The 16,228-nt window shown below is 65.9% G+C and carries 16 protein-coding genes; 2 read left to right on the top strand and 14 right to left on the bottom strand.

Annotated elements, in window-relative coordinates; all coding sequences use genetic code 11:
• Nucleotides 1-12: 12 nt before the first annotated feature.
• Nucleotides 13-1,041, bottom strand: coding sequence for an alpha/beta hydrolase (locus F7R26_RS09315; protein ID WP_416351316.1), 1,029 nt, complete (start codon nt 1,039-1,041; stop codon nt 13-15).
• A gap of 259 nt (nt 1,042-1,300) precedes the next feature.
• Between F7R26_RS09315 and F7R26_RS09320 the strand changes: the two genes are divergently transcribed.
• Nucleotides 1,301-2,449 (top strand): iron-containing alcohol dehydrogenase, encoded by a 1,149-nt coding sequence (locus F7R26_RS09320; RefSeq protein ID WP_150990352.1) that lies wholly within the window; start codon nt 1,301-1,303, stop codon nt 2,447-2,449.
• Nucleotides 2,450-2,529: 80 nt separating this feature from the next.
• Nucleotides 2,530-3,051, top strand: a complete 522-nt coding sequence (locus tag F7R26_RS09325) for an O-acetyl-ADP-ribose deacetylase (RefSeq protein ID WP_150990350.1) — start codon at nt 2,530-2,532, stop codon at nt 3,049-3,051.
• A gap of 97 nt (nt 3,052-3,148) precedes the next feature.
• On the opposite strand, the gene F7R26_RS09330 is transcribed toward F7R26_RS09325, so the two are convergent.
• The 13 genes from F7R26_RS09330 to F7R26_RS09390 all read right to left on the bottom strand — a co-directional run bounded on the left by F7R26_RS09330 (nt 3,149) and on the right by F7R26_RS09390 (nt 16,203).
• Nucleotides 3,149-3,859: an aspartate/glutamate racemase family protein gene (locus tag F7R26_RS09330; RefSeq protein WP_150990347.1), complete on the bottom strand. Its 711-nt coding sequence runs from the start codon at nt 3,857-3,859 to the stop codon at nt 3,149-3,151.
• Between the two features lie 141 nt (nt 3,860-4,000).
• The gene (locus F7R26_RS09335; RefSeq protein WP_150990345.1) at nt 4,001-4,921 is read right to left on the bottom strand and encodes an alpha/beta fold hydrolase; all 921 of its coding nucleotides are present in this window, start codon (nt 4,919-4,921) and stop codon (nt 4,001-4,003) included.
• A gap of 72 nt (nt 4,922-4,993) precedes the next feature.
• Nucleotides 4,994-5,896, bottom strand: a complete 903-nt coding sequence (locus tag F7R26_RS09340) for an SDR family oxidoreductase (protein ID WP_150990343.1) — start codon at nt 5,894-5,896, stop codon at nt 4,994-4,996.
• Between the two features lie 56 nt (nt 5,897-5,952).
• Nucleotides 5,953-6,888, bottom strand: coding sequence for a glutathione S-transferase family protein (locus F7R26_RS09345; RefSeq protein WP_150990341.1), 936 nt, complete (start codon nt 6,886-6,888; stop codon nt 5,953-5,955).
• Between the two features lie 182 nt (nt 6,889-7,070).
• On the bottom strand, nt 7,071-7,892 hold the full coding sequence (locus tag F7R26_RS09350; protein WP_150990339.1) for an SDR family oxidoreductase: 822 nt from the start codon (nt 7,890-7,892) through the stop codon (nt 7,071-7,073).
• A 4-nt stretch (nt 7,893-7,896) separates the two neighbouring features.
• Nucleotides 7,897-8,751 (bottom strand): class II aldolase/adducin family protein, encoded by an 855-nt coding sequence (locus F7R26_RS09355; protein ID WP_150990337.1) that lies wholly within the window; start codon nt 8,749-8,751, stop codon nt 7,897-7,899.
• Between the two features lie 65 nt (nt 8,752-8,816).
• A complete protein-coding gene (locus F7R26_RS09360) occupies nt 8,817-9,827 on the bottom strand; it encodes an NADP-dependent oxidoreductase (protein WP_150990335.1) in 1,011 nt (336 codons plus the stop codon).
• A 96-nt stretch (nt 9,828-9,923) separates the two neighbouring features.
• Nucleotides 9,924-11,300 carry a serine hydrolase domain-containing protein gene (locus F7R26_RS09365; RefSeq protein WP_150990333.1) on the bottom strand — a complete coding sequence of 459 codons (1,377 nt, stop codon included), beginning with the start codon at nt 11,298-11,300 and terminating at the stop codon, nt 9,924-9,926.
• Nucleotides 11,301-11,417: 117 nt separating this feature from the next.
• A complete protein-coding gene (locus F7R26_RS09370) occupies nt 11,418-11,861 on the bottom strand; it encodes a PaaI family thioesterase (protein WP_150990331.1) in 444 nt (147 codons plus the stop codon).
• A 91-nt stretch (nt 11,862-11,952) separates the two neighbouring features.
• Nucleotides 11,953-12,735: an SDR family oxidoreductase gene (locus F7R26_RS09375; RefSeq protein WP_150990329.1), complete on the bottom strand. Its 783-nt coding sequence runs from the start codon at nt 12,733-12,735 to the stop codon at nt 11,953-11,955.
• A 71-nt stretch (nt 12,736-12,806) separates the two neighbouring features.
• Nucleotides 12,807-14,657 (bottom strand): acyl-CoA dehydrogenase, encoded by a 1,851-nt coding sequence (locus tag F7R26_RS09380; RefSeq protein ID WP_150990327.1) that lies wholly within the window; start codon nt 14,655-14,657, stop codon nt 12,807-12,809.
• 140 nt (nt 14,658-14,797) lie between these two features.
• Complete coding sequence (locus F7R26_RS41595) at nt 14,798-15,010, bottom strand: hypothetical protein (RefSeq protein ID WP_193692147.1); 213 nt, start codon at nt 15,008-15,010, stop codon at nt 14,798-14,800.
• 14 nt (nt 15,011-15,024) lie between these two features.
• Entirely contained in the window at nt 15,025-16,203 is a 1,179-nt protein-coding gene (locus tag F7R26_RS09390; protein ID WP_043346629.1) for an acetyl-CoA C-acyltransferase, read from the bottom strand.
• Between the last annotated feature and the right edge of the window lie 25 nt (nt 16,204-16,228).

A 16,228-nucleotide genomic window follows, 5' to 3' on the forward strand; every position in this document is an offset into this window, starting at 1 on the left:
GGCAAGCCTTGCTCAACCGTCGAAGGCAGCACGCAAGGCGGCGACCGCGTCGCCATGGGCGCCGGCCACCGCCGGGACGAAACGTCCCAGCTTGAAAAAATCGTGGATCATGCCCTGGTAGTCGGCCAATTGCGCCGGCACGCCCGCGGCGCGCAGCTTGGCCGCGTAGGCCACGCCTTCATCGTGCAGCGGGTCGTAGCCCGCCACGGCGATCCAGGCCGGGCAGCAGCCGCGCACGTCGGCACCCGTGCCACCACCGTCCAGCGGGGCAAAACGCCAGTCGTCGCGGCTGGTTTCGCTGTCCAGGTATTGCGAGAAAAACCACTGGATCATCGGCGCGGTCAGCAGATAGCCCTCGGCCAGCGCGCGATGCGAAGGCGTGTCCTGGCGGGCGCAGGTGCCGGGATAGATCAGCATCTGCAGGACAGGCTCCAGGCCCAGATCCCGCGCATGCACGGCGCAGGCGCTGGCCAGGGTGCCGCCCGCGCTGTCGCCGCCCAGGGCGATACGGCTGGCGTCGGCGCCCAGGCGCGCGGCCTCGGCGAACACCCATGCCATGACATCGAACGCATCGTTCGCCGCATGAGGAAACTTCCACTGCGGGCCAAGCCGGTAGTCCACCGATAGCACCATGCAATCCGCCTGCATGCACAGCAGCCGGCTCAGGGGATCGTGCGAGTTGACACTGCCCACCGTGAAGCCGCCGCCATGGAAGTACACCAGCAAGGGCAACGGCTCGGCCCAGCTGGCTTCGCGCGGCGCATACAGCCGCACCGGGATGTCGTAGCCATCGCGCGCGGCTACCGTCAGGTTTTCCACGCTGTGCACGGCCAGCGGCGCGATATCCATGATGGGCGCGCTCTTTTCGTACGCGGTCTTGGCGTCGGCCGGGTCCAGTTCGTGGATGGACGGACGCTTCACGCGCCCGATCAGCGCCAGCAACGCCGCCACCTGCGGGTCCAGCGGCACCGGCGGCATGCCGGGCAAGGCAGGCGCAGGCTGGGCGGACACAGCGGTGGAATCAGGCGGGACAGCGGACATGGACACTCAGAATCAGTAGCAACGAACCTTCGGCAGCAGCCGAATCTCCAGTGGCGTCAGCGCCGCTGGCGTTCGAATTGTGAACGATCGTTCGATTTTAGTATGATTCCAGATGTTTCTGCAGCAAAGCATATGAAATTTCCCTGGGGCTGGTCAGGACGGCAGGTTTTGCGCGATCATCGACCATCGTCAGAAAAGCCAGAAGTCAGAAGCTAGAAGAAATAGAAATAGAAAACCCTCATCGACGGAGACAGCATAGATGGCCTTCATTTATTACCTGACCCACATCCACCTGGATTTCGGCACCATCAGCCAGCTCAAGGCAGAGTGCGAGCGCATCGGCATCCGGCGCCCGCTGGTCGTCACCGACAAAGGCGTGGTTGCCGCCGGTGTGGCCCAGCAGGCCGTCGTGGCCCTGGGCGGCCTGCCGCACGAGATCTTCGACGAAACCCCCTCCAACCCGACCGAAGCCATGGTCAAGAAGGCCGCGGCGCAGTATCGGGATAGCGGCTGCGACGGGCTGATCGCGGTTGGCGGCGGCTCCTCCATCGACCTGGCCAAGGGCATCGCCATTCTCGCCACCCATCCCGGAGAGCTGACCACCTACGCCACCATCGAAGGCGGCAGCGCCAGGATCACCGAGCGCGCCGCGCCGCTGATCGCCGTGCCGACCACCTCGGGCACTGGCAGCGAGGTGGCGCGCGGCGCCATCATCATCCTGGAAGACGGCCGCAAGCTCGGCTTCCACTCCTGGCACCTGCTGCCCAAATCCGCCATCTGCGACCCGGGCCTCACGCTCGGCCTGCCGGCCGGCCTGACCGCCGCCACCGGCATGGATGCCATCGCGCATTGCGTGGAGACCTTCCTGGCGCCAGCCTTCAACCCGCCCGCCGACGGCATCGCCCTGGACGGCCTGGAGCGCGGCTGGAAGCATATCGAACGCGCCACCCGGGACGGCCAGGACCGTGACGCGCGCCTGAACATGATGAGCGCCTCCATGCAGGGCGCCATGGCCTTCCAGAAGGGACTGGGCTGCGTGCACTCGCTATCGCACCCGCTCGGCGGCCTCAAGGTGGACGGCAAGACCGGCCTGCACCACGGCACCCTGAATGCCGTGGTGATGCCGGCGGTGCTGCGCTTTAACGCCGACGCGCCCAGCGTGGTGCGCGACAACCGCTACGCCCGCCTGCGCCACGCCATGGGCCTGCCCCAGGACGCCGACCTGGCCCAGGCCGTGCACGACATGACCGCGCGCCTCGGACTGCCTACCGGCCTGCGCCAGATGGGGGTCACCGAAGACATGTTCGACAAGGTGATCGCCGGCGCACTGGTCGACCATTGCCACAAGACCAACCCGAAAGAGGCCAGCGCCGCGGATTATCGGCGTATGCTGGCGGAATCCATGTAAGTGCCGCGGCGGGCCGGCAGCACAGGTGCGCGGAACAGCCGGGGCGATCCAGCTTTACCACCCAGCACGGAGAAGAGGTCATGACAGGGGAACACCTGCAGGTCTTGCACGGAGACATCACCCGCATGGAAGTCGACGCCATCGTCAATGCCGCCAATAGCGGCTTGCTCGGTGGCGGCGGTGTCGACGGCGCCATCCATGGCGCTGGCGGTCCCGCCATCATGGCCGCCTGTCGCGGCATTCGCGAAACCAAGGGCGGCTGCCCCACCGGCCAGGCGGTGATCACCACCGGTGGCCTGCTGCCCGCGCCTTACGTCATCCACGCGGTCGGCCCGGTCTGGCAAGGAGGCGACCACGGCGAAGACGCCCTCCTTGCCAGCGCCTACCAGTCCAGCATCGCGCTGGCCGCGCAGCACAAGCTGCGCACCATCGCCTTTCCCAATATCAGCACCGGCATCTACGGTTTCCCGCGCGAGCGCGCCGTGGACATTGCCATCGAGGCGGTACGCAAGGCCCTGGTGGCCGCACCCACCATCGAGCAGGTCAGTTTTGTCTGCTTCGATGACGAGAACTACCGGTTGTATCGGCACAGGTTGAGTTGATTGGCTGACGGGAAATCGGCATTCTCCTGCGATTTCCCGTTTTGCTGTCTTCCTCGCTATCCCTGCCCACGTTCCGGGTGTTTTTCTTGCTCCCGACCTAATTCGCCACCACCACCCCCTCCAGCGCCAACCCCACCGCAGCCTGCGCATGCAAAGCCGTGGTATCGAACACCGGCAGCGCCACGTCATCCTGCCCGATCAGCAGCGCAATTTCGGTGCAGCCCAGAATCACCCCGCCCACGCCCTGCGCCTGCAAGCCGCCGATGATGCGCCGGTACACATCGCGCGAGGCGTCGCGCACGATGCCGTGGCATAGCTCGTCGTAGATGATCCCGTGGACGAGCGCGCGGTCGGCGGCGTCCGGGACCACGACTTCGATGCCGTGCTTGTCCTGCATGCGGCCGCGATAGAAGTCCTGCTCCATGGTGAAGGCCGTGCCAAGCAAGCCCACGCGCCGGATGCCGGCACCGCGCAATGCTTGCGCGGTGGGATCGACGATGTGGAGAAAAGGAATGTCGAGCGCGGCTTCCAGGACAGGGGCCACGCGGTGCATGGTGTTGGTGCAGAGCAGCACGAAATCCGCGCCGGCGGCCTGCACTTGCAGGGCGGCTTGCCGCATGGCTTCGCCGAGTTCGTCCCAGCGCTGCGCGTGCTGCAGTGCCTTGATCTGCTCGAAGCTGACCGTGACCATGACGCTGCGCGCGTTATGGTGGCCGCCGAGACGTTGTTTCATGTCCTGGTTGATCAGGCGATAGTACTCGGCCGAGGATTCCCAGCTCATGCCGCCGATCAGTCCGATCGTTTTCATCTTGACCTTCCTTGCGCACCGGCGCTGTCGAATCAGGTCAATGTAGCAGCAGGCGCCTCCCCGCCCCATGCACAGTGCGGCGGTTTCCGACCGGGCCGGCGCAGGCGAGCATGCCTGACGCGGCCTGGCACGCGCAGCAAATCAGGGCAAGGCGCTGCGGATCAACAGGTTGATGCGCTCCGGCTGCTCGTGGATGACCCAATGGGTGCCATCCGGGATGCGTTCCAGCCGCATGTCCGGGATGAACTTGTCCAGGCCATCCAGCAGGCTCTTGGGCAGGGCGGTGTCGCGCTCGCCCCAGACCACCAGCGTTGGCACGCGCACGGTGAAGGCGGCGGGATCGAGCCTGGAGATATCGGGCGGCGTCTCGCCAGGGCCCGGCGGATGCATGGGCGATGCGCGGTAATAGTTCACACCGCCGGTCAGCGAGTGAGAACCGCCGGCGCCGGGCTGCGACCAGGCCGCGTGGTATTTCTCGCGGGTCTCGCCGGTAAACCAGGGCGCGGGCTGCTTGCCCTGCCCGTTCAGGAAACCCTCCAGCTTGGCGAAGCCGTCCGCCGCCAGCGCTTGTTCCGATCCCGGCTCGCGCAGCCAGTTCATATAGGCCGAGGCGGCTTGCTGCTGGGGATCGCCGCTGAGCGCCTTGGCAAACAAATACGGATGCGGCGAGTTGATGATGACCAGCCGCTCCACCATCTGCGGAAACTGGATGGCCAGGTTCCAGCAGATTGCCCCGCCCCAGTCGTGCGCCACCACCACGCAATGCGAGTAGCCCAGCGCATTGATGAACTGGACCAGGTCCTCGACGATGTGGCGGGGACGGTAGGCCTCGACTTCCGCGGGCTTGCTTGAGAGGTTGAAGCCGCGCAGGTCCGGCGCCACGGCAAAGTGGGTCTTGCCGAACTCGGCCAGTTGGGCTTCCCACTCGTACCAGAACTCGGGAAAACCATGCACGAACAGCACCAGCGGCTTGCCGCGCTCGCCGGCGCTGGCGTAGTGCAGGCGCGTGCCATTGGGCAAGGTGGCGTACTGCAGATGGCGAATGACTGCAGGTTTGGTCATGAATTCCTCCCTTGCCGCAATGGCTGTCTCTGGTGGACTTGCTGCTGGCCGCACCTGGCGGCTCCTTCCCGGTTATCCGCGCAAGGCGGCGATGAGCCCGGCGCGCACCTCCGGCTTGTCGGCGAACGGGTCGCTTGGGTTGCGTTGGCTAATGATATCTTCGAAGCGCTGCCGCACGGGATCCAGCTGCTGCGGATGCGAATAAATATAGAAGCCGTTGTCGCGGATGGCGTCGAAGGTGAGCTGCGCCACTTCGGCGGCCGTGACCTTGCCAGAACTGACCGCTTTGTCCGACATGGCTTGCGACACCAGTTGCGAGCGCGTGGGCGGCGCGTCATTGGCCAGCCCGGCCGGCCGGTTGCGGCCCGATTGCGTGATGCCGGTCGGCACGAAATACGGGCACAGCACCGAGCAGCGCACCTGCTCGCTGACCAGGCTGAGATCCTGGTACAGCGATTCGGACAAGGACACCACGGCGTGCTTGGAGACGTTGTAGACGCCCATCGCGGGCGGGCTGAGCAAGCCGGCCATGGAGGCCGTATTGACGATATGGCCTTCGAACGACGGGTCCTCGGCCGCGGCCGCGAGCATCAGCGGGGTAAAGATGCGCACGCCGTGGATCACGCCAAAGAGGTTGACGCCCAGCACCCACTCCCAGTCGCGCTCGGTGTTTTCCCACATCAGGCCGCCCGCGCCCACGCCGGCGTTGTTGAACAGCAGGTTGACCTGGCCAAAGGTGGCGATGGCGGCATCGGCCAGCGCCTGTACCTGCTCGGCCTTGGACACATCCACGCGCACGCCGATCACCGGCACGCCTTGCGCCTTGAACTCCGCCACGGCGGCATCCAGTGCGTCCTCCTGCACGTCGGCCAGCACCAGCTTCATGCCGAGTCCCGCACCCAGCTTGGCGAATTCCTTGCCGAAGCCCGATGCACCGCCGGTGATCACTGCCACCTTGCCCTGGAATTGCTTCATGTTGTCTGCCTCTCGTTGCTGTCGTTGTTATGGGATTGCCTTGGCGCGCGCGGGTCTTAGCCCGCGCGCTGCACTTGATAGCCTTGGCGCGGGAAATGCACGTTGACCGCGCCCGCACGCGGGTCCTGGCGGCGCAATGTGGCACGGTGGGCGTCCAGCGCCACCAGCACGCCGGCCACGGGATCGCGCGCGTAGTCCGTTGGCGTCACGGTAACCGCGTCGCCCGCTTCGAAGCCGCTGCCGGCAGCCACCCCGCCAGGCAACGCAGCCGGATCGGCGTGCCGTGCCACCTCCAGCGCCGACTCCGCGCTGACCACCCGCACCGTGCCATGGCCAAAGGCCTTCATGCGCGCATACCAGGCTTGCACCGCCGGATACGCATCCAGCAGCTTGGCCAGCTCGCTGGCCCGCTGGATGAACCAGACATTGTGGTACAGCGAAAAATCCGCCACCGACAGCTCGGCCCCGGCCACATGCGCCACGCCCGCCTTGAATTGCTGCTCGAGCCGCCCGAAGGTTTCCTGCAGCATGGCGATGGCTTCGGGCAAGGGCATGCGCAGCGCATTGGTCTCGCCACGCATGGCCTTGCGGTCCGCCGAGAAAGCCTGCATTTGCGCCGGCGTGAGGTGGCCCAGCATGCTTTGCGCGCCGGCCGGCTGGAACAGGTAGGTGACGGCGGCGGTAAACAGCGCGGTATCGATCCAGCCAGCGACCAGGCGCGCGGTGGCGGCTTGCGAGGCGGGATAGAGCGGGCACGCGGGCGCCGCGCTGTCGATCACCTCGCAGATCAACGCGGTGTCGCAATAGATGTCGGCCCCTATCTGCAGGATCGGGGTGCGGCGGTAGCCGCCGGTCAGCGCCACCACGTCCGGCTTTGGCATGATGGGCGGGATTTCCACCGCTTGCCACGCCAGGCCTTTCGCGCCCATCAGCAGGCGGATCTTCTCGGAAAACGGCGACGTTGCATACTGGTGAAGGATAAGGTCTGCCATGGTGTCGGAATCGCTTGTATTGCCAGCCTGAAGCCAATCTATCGCCAAGCTATAGCCAGATTAAACTCAGCCTGAAATTTCTCTTATGCCTGCTGCCGGTGCGTCGGGCGGATGCCGCCACGGGTATCAGCAAGGCGCGTGCCTGCTATTGCTCGATTTCCTCTGTCGCTCTGTCAACCGCACTACCGCCCCGTTTGCTTCAGGGCCTTGAGCGCCATGTTCTCGACCAGGCGCGGTGCCAGCAGCTTAAGCCACAGCCCAAGCCGGCCCTTGCCGGTCATCACCAGTTCGCGCTTGCGCGCGGCCATGGCCGCCAGCATCTGGCGCGCGCATTCCTGCGCGCTCATGGCCCCCTCCTCGCGCAGCCGGCTCTCGCCCAGCGGGCGGCCGTCCGGGCCGAAGCCGTTGATGCGCGTATCGGTCGCCACCACGCCGGGGAACACCACGCACACATCCACGCCAGACCCGCGCAACTCCGCCCGCAGCGCCTCGCAGAATCCCGCCAGCGCGAACTTGCTGGCTGAGTAGGCGGTGCGTCCCGGCACGCCGATCTTGCCGGCCAGGCTGGACACAGCCACCATCAGGCCACCGCGCTCGCGCAGGTGCGGCAGCGCCTCGCGCGTGCACCACATGGCGCCGAAGTAGTTCACGCGCATGACCTGTTCGTAGTAGCTGTAGTCCGATACCTGTTCGAAGTAGCCGTGGGCGGACACGCCGGCATTATTGACCAGCACGTCGAGCCCGCCATACTGCGCCACCACCGTGGCCACCAGCCGCCTGCAGTCGAACTCGTCGGACACATCGACGCGCCACACGCCGACGTCGGCGGCCGGGTGCTGGCGGCGGATGCGCTCCGCCAGCGCCTGCAGCATGTCGACACGGCGCGCCGCCAGCGCAAGCCGCGCACCCTGCTGCGCCAGCAGCAGGGCCAGTTCGGCGCCAATGCCGTCGGACGCGCCGGTGATCAGCACGACCTTGCCAGTGAATGGAGCAAAGGCGGCCATGACTTCAATCCAGCAGGTCGGGCTGTTCCTTGACGATGCGGGCGTACAGCGGCTGGAACTGGAACCAGCCCGCCTGCGCGGTGCCGACGATCGAGTACGCCTGGCGTGCCGCAGCGTCGGAGATCACCTTCAGCGGCGCATTGGTGCGCGCGGCGGCGGCCTCGGCCAGCAACTGCACCTGGCACGAGCGCTCCATGGTGATGAACCACCAGGCAGCTTCGTCCACCGTCTTGCCCACCGTCAGCAGGCCATGGTTCTGCAGGATCGCGGCCTTGTTGCTGCCCAGCGCGTTGGCGATGCGCTGGCCTTCGTCCAGTTCCACCACCACGCCGCCGAAATCGTCATAGAGGGCATGGTCGTTGTAGAAGGCGCACACGTCCTGCGTCAGCGGGTCGAGCGTGCGGCCCAGCGTGGACCAGGCGCGGCCATAGGTGCTGTGCGAGTGCGCGGCGGCGACCGCGTCTTCTCGGGTCTGGTGCACGCGCGAATGGATGGCGAAGGCCGCGGCGTTGACCGGGTAATCGCCTTCCACCACGTCGCCATGGTGATCGCAGCGGATCAGGTTGGACACCTTGACCTGACTGAAATGCACGCCGAACGGGTTGACCCAGAACGTATCCGGGAACTCGGGATCGCGCGCGGTGATGTGGCCGGCCACGCCTTCGTCGAAGCCGAACTTGGAAAACAGACGGAAAGCCGCGGCGAGCCGCTGTTTGCGGTGCAGGCGCTCCTCCGCCGGCGTATCGAACTTCGGCGGACGCGGCAGTACGCGGTACTTGGCCTTGACCTCTTCGGACAGGCCGGCGGCCATTTCGTCCTGGTCGGCCTGGGGCCTGGTGCTTGCTGCAGGGGCGTTCATGGGGAGTCTCCTTGTTTTACCGCTGCCGCGCGCAGGCATCGAAACGGCGCGCGGCAGCTATGGACTTAAACCAGCTTGACCAGTTGCTTGCCGAAATTCTTGCCCTTGAGCAGGCCCATGAACGCTTCCGGCGCGCTCGCCAGGCCTTGCGCGATGCTCTCGCGGAACTTGAGCTTGCCTTGCGCCACCGCGGTGCCCAGCTCTTGCAACGCTTGCGGCCACACGTCCATGTGCTCGGACACGATGAAGCCTTCCACGGTCAGGCGCGACACCAGAATCAGCTGCGGGTTCTTCAGCGGCATCGGCTGGCCATCGTAGCCGGCGATCATGCCGCAGATGGCGATGCGGCCAAAGGCGTTCATGCGGGCCAGCACGGTGTCGAGGATCTCGCCGCCGACGTTCTCGAAGTAGCCATCCACGCCATCCGGGGTGGCTTCCTTGAACATCGTGTACAGCGCCTTGCTGTCCTTGGCCGCCTTGTAGTCAACACAGGCATCGAAGCCGAGTTCATTGACCACGTAGTCGCACTTGTCCTTGCCGCCAGCAAAGCCGACCACGCGGCAGCCCTGGAGCTTGGCCAGCTGGCCCACCACGCTGCCGACCGCGCCGGAGGCCGCGCTCACCACGATGGTCTTGCCGGCCTTCGGCTGGATGATCTTGTTCAGGCCATACCAGGCCGTGACGCCAGGCATGCCGACCGAGCCGAGGTAGGCCGACAGCGGAATATGGGTGGTATCGACCTTCTGGATACCGAGGCCATTGGTGACGCCCATTTCCTGCCAGCCGAACATGCCGACCACCTTGTCGCCGACTGCGTACTTGGGGTTCTTCGTCGCCACGATCTCGCCAACCGTGCCGCCGATCATCACGTCGCCCAGCGGCTGCGGGGTCGCGTACGACTTACCTTCGTTCATGCGGCCGCGCATATACGGATCGAGCGACAGGAAATGATTGCGGACCAGCACCTCGCCTTCGCCGATCTCGGGCACAGGCACTTCTTCCAGGCGGAAGTTGTCAGGGGTCACGGCGCCGGTGGGACGCGATGCCAGGACGATGCGCTTGTAGGTGTTCGACATGATGGCTTCCTTACAGTGAAATGGACAAGGACACTCGCCCTTTGTCGTTCGTTGCGGTAGTTGCCGGCTAGCTGGTCAGCTTGCCGGCTTGTTTGGTTATTTCATCAATGACAGCGCCAGTGCCCGATACGCGCGATGCGTGACGGGGTCGTTGGCACCGTTGGCGGCGATAGGATGCGAGGCGTAGCGCACGATGGTGAGTTCCGCCTTGGGATCGACGTAAATACGCTGGCCGTGGATGCCGCGCGCCTCGAACACGCCGTGGTCGTCATTCGAGACCCACCACATCGAGCGGTAGCTCCAGCCGGGCAAGGTCGCATAGCCAGCCTTGGCAAACTTGGCAGGATCGCCGCCGCGGCGGATGTCCGCCACCACTTCGGCCGGGATGATCTGCTGGCCATTGAAGCGGCCGCCGTTGCGCATGGTCTCGCCAAAGCGGGCCAGGTCGCGCAGCGTGGTGTTCAGGCCGCCGCCGCCGGACTCGCTGCCGATGCTGTCCACCATGAAGTAGGCATCGTTCTCCGCGCCCATTTTTTGCCAGATGCGCTCGGAAAGCAGCTTGGCCAGAGACTGCCCGGACACGCGCTTGACGATCCAGGCCAGCACTTCGGCATTGACGGTCTTGTAGGCGAAGGCCTGGTCATGCTCGCCTTCCTTCTTCAAGGTGGCCAGGAATTCGTAGAACGTCTTGGGTCCAGCATAGCCTGGTTCGAGCGGCATCATGCCGCCGGCGCGGCTGTAGTCCCAGATCTCGGCCTTGGGGTCGGCGTAGTTCTCGGAGTACTTGACGCCCACCGTCATGTCCATGACTTCGCGCACGGTCGCATCGCCGTAGGCGGTGCCCGCCATCTCCGGCAGGTAGCGCGTAACGGGCGCGGCGGGGTCCAGCTTGCCGTCCGCCACCAGCATGGCGGCCAGCGTGCCGACGAAGGACTTGGTGACCGACATGGCGATGTGCGGCGTATGGTCGTCCAGCGCGCCGAAGTACTTCTCATAGACGACCCGGCCCTTGTGCATCACCAGGATGCCGTCGGTATAGGTCAGGCCGAGCATGTCGCTGAACGTGCGGCGGGTGCCGTCGGCATCGGTAAACGGCACGCCACCGATATCGCGCTCGGCACGCGGCAGCGGCGAAACCGGGCCGCGCCCGTGCCAGACCGAGGCTGTCGGGACCAGTTCGCGGATATGCGAAAAGCTCCAGCGCGTGCGCGGGAAGCCGTTGCTGGCAGGGGTGAAGCTGATGATCTTGGCGGCTGCGGGAGGAAAACCCTGCATCCAGCCCGCCGCAACGGGATCGGTGGCGGCCGCGTCCGGGAACACCGGTGCGGCAGGTGCCGCAACCGGCGCGCCGGCCGAAGGAACAGGTGCATTCTGGGCTTGGCCCGGCTGATACATGGCAAGGGCTCCTGCGCCGAAGGCGGCGAGCACGGTCAGTTTCAATCGCCGCGTGGCGGCAATCCGTTCAAACAGCATCTTGTCTCCATTTTTTGTTTTACAGCTGCTGCGCGCCGCCGGCTCCGGTGACCCTGCCGGTCTTGTGGCTAATATTCCGTCCCTATCCCTTCCCGATCCCTTCCCTGTCCCGCGGCCTCAGCCGTCCGCGCCGGTGTCCGAAGCACCGCCTGCCGACCGCTGCGGCGGCACGCGCTTGACGAACTTGAACGTGCCCGACCCGCGCGACACGGTCTTGCCATCGGCGTCGACGATCTCCGCCTCGCAAAAGGCCATGGTGCTGGTACGGTGCACGCACTGGCCGCGCGCAATAAGCTTGCCGCGACCAGGCGCCATGAAACTGGTCTTCATCTCGATGGTCACCACTCCGCGGCCATCGGGATCGGCGGCGCGGCCGGCGATGGCCATGGCCACGTCGAGCAGCGTCATCAGCACGCCGCCATGGGCCATGTCCCAGCTGTTCTGGTGACGCGTTTCCAGCGCCAGTTCGATCTCGCTGCCCGCCTTGTCCATGCGGGTGCATTGCACGCCGAGATCGGCAAGGAAGGGAATCTTGAGGGGAAATCCGTTGGTTTGGGTCATAGTTGCTAGTGTGGCGAAGACGGTACGGCTGGCAGGCCGGCAAGGCGAAACGCCTCGCCCTGCATGAGCCAACCGTGTTGGAGCATGGACTTTATACCGCGCTCACGCCGCCATCCACCGCCAGCACCTGGCCGGTGATGTGCTTACCGGCGGCGCTGGCGAACAGCAGCGCCGCGCCCTTCAGGTCTTCGTCGTCACCCAGCCGGTGCAGCGGCACCGACGCGCACATGGCATCCACCCCAAGGCGGTCCAGCGAGCCCTGCGTCATCTTCGAGGGGAAGAAGCCCGGCGCCAGCGCGTTCACCGTGATATTGTGCTCGCCCCACTCGGCCGCCAGCGTGCGGGTGAAATTCACCACCGCACCCTTGGAGGTGTTGTAGGCAATGGTTTCCATCGATCCCGGCGGGTTGCCCGCCAGGCCGGCGATGGAGGCCACGTTGATGATGCGGCCATAGCGGCGCGGAATCATCGACAGCTTGCCGATGCGCTGCGACAGCAGGAACACGCCGCGGATATTCAGGTTCATCACCTTGTCCCACGCTGCCACCGGGTGATCTTCGGCAGGCGCGCCCCAGGTGGCGCCGGCATTGTTGACCAGGATGTCGATATGGCCCAGCTTGGCCAGTGCCTCGTCGGCCAGGCGCACGATATCCGCATCGCGCGCGCCGTCGGCGGCGATCCACTCGGCATCGATGCCAAGCGCCTTGAGGTGAGCTTGCGCCGCTTGCAGCTCATCGGCCTTGCGCGCCGACAGCACGATGCGCGCGCCCTGCTCGCCAAGCGCTTCGGCAATCTGCAGGCCAAGCCCGCGCGAGCCGCCGGTGATCAGCGCCGTCCTGCCCTTCAGGTCGAACAATTGCTGGATGGTGTTCATGGTGTCTCCCGATTTGGTGTGGGGCGCGCGCAGATCGGTGCGCGCGCTCGTTCATCTTGCTTGGATGCCGCTCAGAACCAGGCGTCCTGCATGTCCAGCGTGGTGCGGTCGAGCGAGGCCAGCAGGTCGAGCTGCGGGCCCACCTTGGGCAACTCCCAGCGGAAGAAGTACGCCGCCGCAGCCAGCTTGCCGCGATAGAAGTCCTGGTCTTCCTGGCTCTTGGCTCCCGCCAGTGCGGCCTGCGCCACCAGTTCCTGCTCCAGCCACGTCCACGACAGCACGACATGGCCGAAGGCTTCCAGGTAGACCGAGGCGTTGGCCAGCGTCACCGTGGCGTCGCCCGCCGCCCACAGCGACTGCGTGACTTGCGCCACGCGCGTGACGGCGGCGCCCAGCGCCTTGGCGTGGCTGCCCAGCGCGGCATCGCCGCTGGCCAGGGCGCGGCCGATGGTGGCCTGGATCTCTTCGCCCAGCACCTTGAAGGCCGCGCCGTCCTTCATCACCACCTTGCGGCCCAGCAAGTCCAGGCCCTGGATGCCGTGCGTGCCTTCATGGATCGGGTTGAGGCGGTTGTCGCGGTAGAACTGCTCGACGTTGTACTCGCGGGTGTAGCCGTAGCCGCCATGCACCTGGATGGCCAGGTTGTTGGCTTCCAGGCACCACTGCGACGGCCAGCTCTTGGCGATCGGCGTGAGGATATCGAGCAGCAGTGCCAGGCGTTCATGCTCGGCCCCCTGCGCCGCACGCTCCTGGTCCACCAGCTGCGCGCAATACAGGTTGAGCGCCAGCCCGCCTTCCACATAGCTCTTCTGCGCCAGCAGCATGCGCCGGATATCCGCATGCTCCACCAGCCGCACCTGCGGGCTGGCCGGATCCTTGCCGCCGGGGCCGATCGGGCGGCCTTGCGGGCGGTTGCGCGCGTAATCGACCGAATGCAGGTAGCCGGTATAGCCCAGCATGACCGCGCCCAGGCCCACGCCGATGCGGGCCTCGTTCATCATATGGAACATGCAGGCCAGGCCCTTGTGGGCCTCGCCCACCAGGTAACCAATGGCCCCCGCCTTGCCGCCCGGCTTGTACTTCATGCCTTCGCCGAAGTTCAGCAGGCAGTTGGTGGTGCCGCGATAGCCCATCTTGTGGTTCAGGCCGGCCAGCACCACGTCGTTGTGCTCGCCCAGGCTGCCGTCGGCGTTGACCAGGTATTTCGGCACGATAAACAGCGAGATGCCCTTCACGCCCGGGATCAGCTTGCCGTCCGGGCCGGGGATCTTGGCCAGCACGAGGTGGACGATATTGTCGGAGAGCTCATGCTCGCCGGCCGAAATCCACATCTTGTTGCCGCGCAGGCGGTATTGCTGGCCGAGCGGCGATTCGCCCTCGTAGTCGGCGCGCGTGGTGATGTCGGACAGCGACGAGCCGGCCTGCGGCTCGGACAGGCACATGGTGCCGAAAAAGCGGCCTTCCATCTCCGGCTTGACGAAGGTCTCCACCTGCGCCGGCGTGCCATGCGTGAGCAGCAGGTTGGCGTTGCCGATGGTCAGGAAGGGATAGGAACTGGTGCCGACGTTGGCGCCCTTGAAGTAGGCAAAGCCGGCCTTCTCCACCACCACGGGCAGCTGCATGCCGCCGATGTCGTAGTCCTGCCCGGCGGCCATCAGCCCGGCCTCGCAGAAGGCCTTCAGCGCGGTCTTGACCTCGGGGATGATGCTGACGGTCTCACCGTCGAAATGCGGCTCTTGCTGGTCGTTCTTCTTGTTATGCGGCGCGAACAGGTCGGCAGCGATCTTCTCGCAGGTATCGAGCGCGGCGTCGAAGGTCTCGCGGGAATGGTCGGCGTAGCGCGGAATGCGGGTCAGCCCCTCGACCTTGAGCCATTCGTACAGCACGAAGTTCAGGTCACGGCGGGAAAGGATCAGCGACATGGCAGGAAACGGCTCCCAGACTGAAAGGGAAAATCAAAGATGCGCGACCCGTCGGCTGCATCAACTGCAAGCCTCGCGGCGGGGATCGTCGCTGTCTCCACGACGGCGCGCTCTCATGGCGCACCGCGAATTCTGTATCTCTAAATGGCGCGGGGAAAGAAAAAGGCGCTCTCGCGCCCGTCTCTTGCCTGCCGTACCTGACTGCCTTCGCCCAGGCGGGCGATCAGCGTGTCGCCGATCGCTGGACGCAGGCAGTTGATCATGCACTCGGAGGTCGCCACCGGCGCCGCCAGCGCGGCGCCGGCCAGCACCTTCCGGCCACGGGCCAGCATCGGGTCGGCCGGATCGCGCACGGTACCGTGCTGCCTCAGAAGACTTCGAACAGGCCGGCAGCACCCTGGCCGCCGCCGATGCACATGGTCACCACCACGTACTTCGCGCCACGGCGCTTGCCTTCGATCAGCGCGTGGCCGACCAGGCGAGCGCCCGACACGCCATAGGGATGGCCCACCGCGATGGCGCCGCCATTGACGTTCAGGCGGTCCATGGGGATGCCCAGGGTGTCGGCGCAGTACAGCACCTGCACGGCGAAGGCTTCGTTCAGCTCCCACAGGCCGATGTCGGCAACCGTCAGGCCGGCCTTCTTCAGCAGCTTGGGCACCGCGAACACCGGGCCGATGCCCATTTCGTCAGGCTCGCAGCCGGCCACGGCAAAGCCGCGGAACGCGCCCAGCGGCTGCAGGCCGCGGGCCTCGGCCACCTTCGAATCCATGACCACGACCGCCGAGGCACCATCGGAGAACTGCGATGCATTGCCTGCCGAGACCACGCCGCCGGGCATGGCGGTGCGGATCTTCGACACGGCTTCCAGCGTGGTATCGCCGCGGATGCCTTCGTCGGCCGAGACCGTGACTTCCTTGGTCATCAGCTGGCCGGTTGCCTTGTCGGCCACGCCGGCGAGCACCGTGATCGGCACGATTTCATCGTTGAACTTGCCGGCTTCCAGGGCGGCGAAGGCGCGCTGCTGGCTGCGCACGCCGTATTCGTCCTGGCGCTCGCGCGAGATGTTGTAGCGCTTGGCCACGTTCTCGGCGGTTTGCAGCATGTTCCAGTAGATTTCCGGCTTGTTCTTGGTCAGCCAGTTTTCCTGGATCATGTGGCGGTTCATTTCCTGCTGCACGCAGGAGATGCTCTCCACGCCACCGGCCACGAAGATGTCACCTTCATCGGCGATCACGCGTTGCGCGGCCATGGCGATGGTCTGCAGGCCGGACGAGCAGAAACGGTTCACGGTGGCGCCGGGCACGGTAACCGGGCAGCCCGCGCGCAGCGCGATCTGGCGCGCGATATTGGCGCCGGTGGCGCCTTCCGGGTTGGCACAGCCCATGAGCACGTCTTCCACTTCGCCGGCGTCGATCTTGGCGCGCGCAATGGCGTGCTGGACCGCATGGCCGCCCAGGGTCGCGCCGTGGGTCATGTTGAAAGCACCCTTCCAGCTTTTGGCCAGGCCGGTACGTGCGGTGGAAACGATGACTGCCTCTTTCATGTCTTGCTCCTCGGTATCTCTGGTA

It is taken from the genome of Cupriavidus basilensis (assembly GCF_008801925.2).
Classification (GTDB): Bacteria; Pseudomonadota; Gammaproteobacteria; order Burkholderiales; family Burkholderiaceae; genus Cupriavidus; species Cupriavidus basilensis.

Excerpts from the sequence above, each read along its gene's own strand:
- F7R26_RS09315 (WP_416351316.1), bottom strand. The coding sequence starts at position 1,041 with ATGTCCGCTGTCCCGCCTGATTCCACCGCTGTGTCCGCCCAGCCTGCG.
- F7R26_RS09320 (WP_150990352.1), top strand. The coding sequence starts at position 1,301 with ATGGCCTTCATTTATTACCTGACCCACATCCACCTGGATTTCGGCACC.
- F7R26_RS09325 (WP_150990350.1), top strand. The coding sequence starts at position 2,530 with ATGACAGGGGAACACCTGCAGGTCTTGCACGGAGACATCACCCGCATG.
- F7R26_RS09330 (WP_150990347.1), bottom strand. The coding sequence starts at position 3,859 with ATGAAAACGATCGGACTGATCGGCGGCATGAGCTGGGAATCCTCGGCC.
- F7R26_RS09335 (WP_150990345.1), bottom strand. The coding sequence starts at position 4,921 with ATGACCAAACCTGCAGTCATTCGCCATCTGCAGTACGCCACCTTGCCC.
- F7R26_RS09340 (WP_150990343.1), bottom strand. The coding sequence starts at position 5,896 with ATGAAGCAATTCCAGGGCAAGGTGGCAGTGATCACCGGCGGTGCATCG.
- F7R26_RS09345 (WP_150990341.1), bottom strand. The coding sequence starts at position 6,888 with ATGGCAGACCTTATCCTTCACCAGTATGCAACGTCGCCGTTTTCCGAG.
- F7R26_RS09350 (WP_150990339.1), bottom strand. The coding sequence starts at position 7,892 with ATGGCCGCCTTTGCTCCATTCACTGGCAAGGTCGTGCTGATCACCGGC.
- F7R26_RS09355 (WP_150990337.1), bottom strand. The coding sequence starts at position 8,751 with ATGAACGCCCCTGCAGCAAGCACCAGGCCCCAGGCCGACCAGGACGAA.
- F7R26_RS09360 (WP_150990335.1), bottom strand. The coding sequence starts at position 9,827 with ATGTCGAACACCTACAAGCGCATCGTCCTGGCATCGCGTCCCACCGGC.
- F7R26_RS09365 (WP_150990333.1), bottom strand. The coding sequence starts at position 11,300 with ATGCTGTTTGAACGGATTGCCGCCACGCGGCGATTGAAACTGACCGTG.
- F7R26_RS09370 (WP_150990331.1), bottom strand. The coding sequence starts at position 11,861 with ATGACCCAAACCAACGGATTTCCCCTCAAGATTCCCTTCCTTGCCGAT.
- F7R26_RS09375 (WP_150990329.1), bottom strand. The coding sequence starts at position 12,735 with ATGAACACCATCCAGCAATTGTTCGACCTGAAGGGCAGGACGGCGCTG.
- F7R26_RS09380 (WP_150990327.1), bottom strand. The coding sequence starts at position 14,657 with ATGTCGCTGATCCTTTCCCGCCGTGACCTGAACTTCGTGCTGTACGAA.
- F7R26_RS09390 (WP_043346629.1), bottom strand. The coding sequence starts at position 16,203 with ATGAAAGAGGCAGTCATCGTTTCCACCGCACGTACCGGCCTGGCCAAA.